The following is a 5,469-nucleotide window of genomic DNA, read 5'->3' as shown; positions in this document are numbered from 1 at the left end:
TCCTCCCTTCATTTAAGAAGTCTAGACAAAAGACCCCTAACTCACCAAGGCAAAAAACTCACTTTTTTTCTTAAACTAGTAAAAAAAGTAATATGATTTTTGTATTTTACATTCCTTGGTTAAGAACATACACCCCCCAATTATGCTGGAGAGTCGTGAAATTTAATACCCATAACTCATGAAGGATGCTCCAACAATGATTAAAAGGATGAAAAGAACAACGATTAAAGCGAAGGGATTATGACGACGTTCTTCAAATTCCATAGAGTATCACCACCATTATTAAGAGTCTTTAAATAATATGTAATGATTGTAAAATCTGAAACGGACATGAATGGAATTCTATACCTATTTAATAAAAATATATTTTAGTTTAACCTCCATACCCTTGGATATCACCTTCGGTAAATGCGTATGTTTTATATCATGCACTTTTATCTATTATTTGAAAGAACGTCGATGTATAGGAAAAGAATCTACTAGATAAATGAAGATTTTTCTCTCTTTTAAACATTTGTCCACTAACACTTTCTATAAATTTACATAATATAAAAGTAAGGGATTGCATTTATAGCACCCATAAACAATCCATAGGAGGTGTTAAGTATGGGATCAGCTTTTGCTTTGATTGTAGTATTATTTATTTTGCTTATCATTGTAGGTGCATCATTTATGAGTGGTGGTTATTAATTAACTCCGTAGCTTGATTCATACAAACCCAATCTTGTTTAAGAACACACTCTTAAATATCCGATTGGAGGTGAGTGATATATGTGGTCTGGATATGGTGGATATAGTGGATATGGTGGATATGGCGGATATGGCTATGGTGGAACATCTTACGGTGGCAGCACTTTTGTATTGATCGTAGTATTGTTCATTTTGTTAATCATTGTATTATCTGCTTGGTGCTAATAAAAGTCCTTTTATTTTATAAAAAATAGCCCCTCCAATTGGAAGGGCTTTTTACTTGGAAGTAAATCTAGAGGACATTACTAATATTTCAAATGACAACCAAATTATTCTATTTCACCCGCAATTTTTGACCGATTTTAATTAGGTATTTACTGTTTAGATTATTCCACTTTTTAATATCTGCTTGTGTGGAACCGTATTTAATTGCAAGAGCTGATACGGTATCACCTTTAACCACTATGTGATCTTTTGTTTGCGACGTTGTAGTAGCTTTTTTATTATCCGCTGGATTAATCCAGCTGCCAGGAACACCTTTTTGAGTAGTGACGTTGATCATTCCATCAGACTTGTTGAATACAAAATAGGATCCCGCAACAACTGTAGTCTTTTTATTTTTCTTGCCCTTGGCATCTGAAGCATTTATATAGCCATTCAACGTTTTTACAACTTGATATTTTTCATCTGACTTTGAAGGTGGTTTAATAGGTTTATCTTGTGGCTTTTTGGCACATGGCAAAGATGGCGATTTACCAACAAACCATTCAAGATCCTTATCACCATTTAATAAATTTAAGTCTAAATTACCCCCATACCAGTTTACTTTACAATACTGGGAATACTGCCATAGGCAGCAAGGATAATCCGGCTTTTTATCAGGTTTTCCATTATCTTTACCGTAACGTGGAATCCATAGAAAATCAGCTTTTACTTTATCCAAACTGTATTTTTTATATAATTCATGGGAAACATAGAATCCTGTTTTATGACCAGCTTTTATTAATTCATCGATAAAGGCTTGTGATGCTTTGGCGAGGTCTTTTGTTCCGCAGGATTTTATTGTATCGCCTTCAACATCAAGCGCTAAAAACAAAGCATCCATATCCGCACGTGCCATAAAATCTTTCGCTTCTTTAATAGCATCTGCAACCGATACAAACATTCCATAGGCATAGTGACCAAAAGGAATACCGTATTTTTTACAGTTGGCCACATGATTTTTATATTCACGATCAATGAGATTCGAACCGTACTGCACACGAATAATACACAAGTCTACTTCTTTAGCTGCTTTAGCCCAATCGATTTTGCTTGAAATTTGATGGTGGGAAATATCCATGATAACACCCATGTTTATCAATCTCCTTTTTTTATAAAATAAAAAAGAGCAACGAAAAAACGCTGCTCTTACTTCGCTAGACCTTCTTTTTTCAATACTTCTTTTTGCTTTTTACCTTTTTGGCTCAAATAATTATTCTTCCATGCGACATAAATAAAATAAGCCCCCGAAACTACGGCGACTAAATCATTAACGTATTCGTCAGAAATGGTTTGAAACCCAATTAAATTTAATACGGCATTAATCACAGCCACAATTAAAAATGCAAAACGAGATACACTAGCTTTATCCATTATTTCAATTCCTCCTTAGATTCAATGGTATCTAGCCTTTTATGCGCTTGCTTTGATGATTCTTCGACCCTTGTTACCCTCTCGCCCAATGCTGCCATTTGACGTTCATTAGTTCTTAAATCGATTCTGATATCATCCACACCTTTGCCAATGTAATCAAGCTGAGCCTTTATTTCAGCACTTTCTTTGGCATCTGTCCTTGCATCGTCTTTTTCGTTTTTCTGTTGCTCAGATAGATTTTTTTGCTTATTCAGTTGAAACCCTTGATAAGCAATAATTAATCCGAGAACAGATATCAATACTCCTAGCTCAATTGTCAAATGACCACCACCTATTGGAAATAAAAATAGCCCCGATCAGTTCAGAGCAAACTTAGGTCATAGGGCATAAAAAATACACCTACTCAATGAGTGGTGTTGTTGTGCATAATGTTTATTAATTCTAAAAAAGCTCGTCATTTGGACGAGCTTACTTTTTTTGCATAATCGAGATAATTAGTAAAAATACCATCCACGCCTAGATCAATAACATTCTTAGTTCCTTTTTTTTCATTCTCAAAGAAAAAGGTATGAACCAATAAATGGTTCTTATGAAGAAGTTTAATTAATTCCTTATTGGCGGTTTCAGCGTTTATACCTACTCCAGATGCGTATTTTTTCCATTTGCTTATATTGCTACTAGTGAATTCTTCATTGTTTTTATACAAAAGAAGTTGAATGAGAGGAATCTTAGAATTAAGTTCATGCACTCTTTCTAAACTTCTCGTCGAATAAGACTCTATTATTATTTTGCTTTTTATCTTTTTCTTTTTTATTGTTTTTAAGAGTTTCTTTTCCATCAAAGTCTTATCGTTTACTAATCTAGTTTCAATATAGTAATTTGTTTTATTACCAAACTTGTCAAATATCTCATCTATAGTTGGTACCTTTTCTCGCTTAAATTTCTTGTTAAACCAACTTCCTGCATCAAGTTTTTTTATTTCTTTAAGCGATAAATTTTTTACATCTCCTTTACCGTTAGTAGTCCGATCTACTGTATCATCGTGCAGTGCGATTAAATGACCATCTTTTGTCATTCTTAAATCGATTTCAATGTAATCGGCTCGTAGATCAATAGCTTTTTTATAAGAAGCCATTGTGTGTTCGGGGGCAACTGATGATGCACCACGATGAGCAATAAGTAGAAAATTCTTTTTGTCTCTCGCTTCAGTGTGATTGGTACACCCGATACAAAATATAGATACCATTATTAAAAGAAATTTTAATGTTCTCATACTATCCTTTTTACCATAAATAAATGTGAATTGAAAGTAGAAAAAGCAAGGCTTTAAAGTGGTGTAATAACAACATTACTCCAAGAACAAAGCGCTTGTTTTCTTCCGAAGTGCAAAAATCCCTTTCTGAATGCTGTATCGTTTACCTGTGCATAGTACGATGGATAATCAGCCCTTGCAATTTTGACGCTTGTAGCGTCTATTGTTATTTCTAATTTGATGTCTACACCACTAGATAAAGATGGCGATGATGTAGTTGCTATTTTTGTAGATGTGCCATTTGTACATTTGTAAATATCCAATGTCCCGGCTTGGCCCCAAAGAATATGATATCCATTAGAAAGAGATGTTTTATTATCATCAAAGTAGTCTATAGGTGTACAAAGTGCCAAAGAGCCCCAGCTTCCAGAGACAATTCTATCAAATCTAAAATCAAATGTTATTTTAAACTTATCCGGTAGTTCTCCCGCCCAACCAGCTAAAACAAAGTCACGATCCGAGTTATCGTTTACCCATCCCCATCTATTAGGTGAATAGAATCCCCCACGATAAGTGGTATAACTTGGGATCATACCGTGTGTAAATTGTTGATTGGTAAACGGGTCCTTTCTTAAAATTGGAGCTGTATTAGATAAGTACCAAGGGTCATTCGTGAAAAATCCATTAACCCCAAGAGCTGTGAATCTATCTCTTATATATCGGTTATTTATCGTATAGACATACACTTTTAGTCCTGCGTTTTTTAACCCTGTTATAAATGAGTCTGAAACGCTAGATGATACACCTACTATCTTTACACCTCTCGCTAATATTGCTTTTGGGTCTGGTATACTATCATGTAGGTAAATGGTCGGTATTCCTACATCAATTGCTGGTTGTAAGTCATCCAGGTCAAATGATTGGATTAATACGTATTCTTCTAGATTATATTTTTTCACCAAAGCCACAATTTCTGCAGTTGAGCGTTTATCTTTTGATTCTGGCATATATACAGCATTATTTCCGATAGCTCTAAATACCTCTTCAAGTAAAGGCGGAGAAACTAATGAATATCCAGGAGACGCTTTTTGAGAGTTCGAACCCTCAACGTGTGCTAAAGTATTAATTTTCAAGTTTCTCCATCCCATGATGTTATAATCCGAAACATTCCCTTTTCCGTTAGTAGTCCGATCTACTGTATCATCGTGCATAATTGCCAAAGTATTATCTTGCAGTTTTTGTGCATCCATTTCAATAACTGGATTTCCTAAACTAACACAATTTTGAAAGGCCTCTAAAGAGTTCTCAGGGAATATATTTAGGGCACCTCTATGACAAATATAGATAGGTTCTTTTAAGTCTTTAAATTTAATTCCACCTGATAAATCTTTAACCCATTGTTTTGCATCAGCTAACGCTTTATCTGTCTTCGATTGCGCACCTGCGGTAGTTTCCTTTGCATTCCAATTGGCTTTTTCAGCATCACTAACAAAACGGTTATTTGCATCCTGTGTAATAATGCTTGGTGGGTGATTAGATGGGTGGACATAGTTATTCGCACCTGTGGCAACCCCGTCTAATTTCGATTTATCGATTGAACTCATTAATCCATTTGCTGTTTGTGTTGCAACAGCCGTTCCTGCCTTACCATTCCAATTAGATTTTTCGGTATCTGTTACAAAACGATTATTTCCATCTTGTACAATGATACTCGCTGGATGTGTTGCTGGATGTGTATACTTGTTTGCACCCGTTTCTACTCCATCAAGTTTCGTTTTATCCTCTTTACTCATAAGCCCATTTGCTGTTTGTGTTGCAACAGCCGTTCCTGCCTTACCATTCCAATTAGATTTTTCGGTATCTGTTACAAAACGATTATTTCCATCTTGTAC

8 protein-coding genes are annotated in these 5,469 nt (G+C 35.0%); 2 read left to right on the top strand and 6 right to left on the bottom strand.

Annotation, left to right across the window (positions count from 1 at the left end; genetic code table 11):
• Positions 1–162: 162 nt before the first annotated feature.
• Positions 163–264 (bottom strand): YjcZ family sporulation protein, encoded by a 102-nt coding sequence (locus tag ACQKP0_RS24830; RefSeq protein WP_427408489.1) that lies wholly within the window; start codon positions 262–264, stop codon positions 163–165.
• Positions 265–606: 342 nt separating this feature from the next.
• On the opposite strand from ACQKP0_RS24830, the gene ACQKP0_RS24825 reads away from it, so the two are divergent.
• Positions 607–690, top strand: coding sequence for a YjcZ family sporulation protein (locus tag ACQKP0_RS24825; protein WP_387313434.1), 84 nt, complete (start codon positions 607–609; stop codon positions 688–690).
• An 81-nt stretch (positions 691–771) separates the two neighbouring features.
• Positions 772–915: a sporulation protein YjcZ gene (gene yjcZ, locus ACQKP0_RS24820; protein WP_427408488.1), complete on the top strand. Its 144-nt coding sequence runs from the start codon at positions 772–774 to the stop codon at positions 913–915.
• A 109-nt stretch (positions 916–1,024) separates the two neighbouring features.
• Here yjcZ and ACQKP0_RS24815 read toward each other — a convergent pair whose 3' ends face one another.
• The 5 genes from ACQKP0_RS24815 to ACQKP0_RS24795 all read right to left on the bottom strand — a co-directional run.
• A complete protein-coding gene (locus ACQKP0_RS24815; protein ID WP_427408487.1) occupies positions 1,025–2,044 on the bottom strand; it encodes a GH25 family lysozyme in 1,020 nt (339 codons plus the stop codon).
• 56 nt (positions 2,045–2,100) lie between these two features.
• A complete protein-coding gene (locus ACQKP0_RS24810; RefSeq protein ID WP_427408486.1) occupies positions 2,101–2,325 on the bottom strand; it encodes a phage holin in 225 nt (74 codons plus the stop codon).
• Positions 2,325–2,645 carry a hypothetical protein gene (locus ACQKP0_RS24805; protein WP_427408485.1) on the bottom strand — a complete coding sequence of 107 codons (321 nt, stop codon included), beginning with the start codon at positions 2,643–2,645 and terminating at the stop codon, positions 2,325–2,327. The genes ACQKP0_RS24810 and ACQKP0_RS24805 overlap by 1 nt, the downstream gene beginning before the upstream one ends.
• 134 nt (positions 2,646–2,779) lie before the next feature.
• The gene (locus tag ACQKP0_RS24800; RefSeq protein ID WP_427408484.1) at positions 2,780–3,598 is read right to left on the bottom strand and encodes a glycerophosphodiester phosphodiesterase family protein; all 819 of its coding nucleotides are present in this window, start codon (positions 3,596–3,598) and stop codon (positions 2,780–2,782) included.
• 53 nt (positions 3,599–3,651) lie between these two features.
• Positions 3,652–5,469, bottom strand: a 1,818-nt coding sequence (locus ACQKP0_RS24795) for a glycerophosphodiester phosphodiesterase family protein (RefSeq protein ID WP_427408483.1), incomplete at its 5' end; no start/stop codon positions are given.

The sequence above is a fragment of the Heyndrickxia sp. NPDC080065 genome (assembly GCF_050281185.1).
Classification (GTDB): Bacteria; Bacillota; Bacilli; order Bacillales; family Bacillaceae_C; genus Heyndrickxia.
Note: the sequence above shows the minus strand (reverse complement) of the source record. Positions and strands in the feature narration are given on the sequence as shown.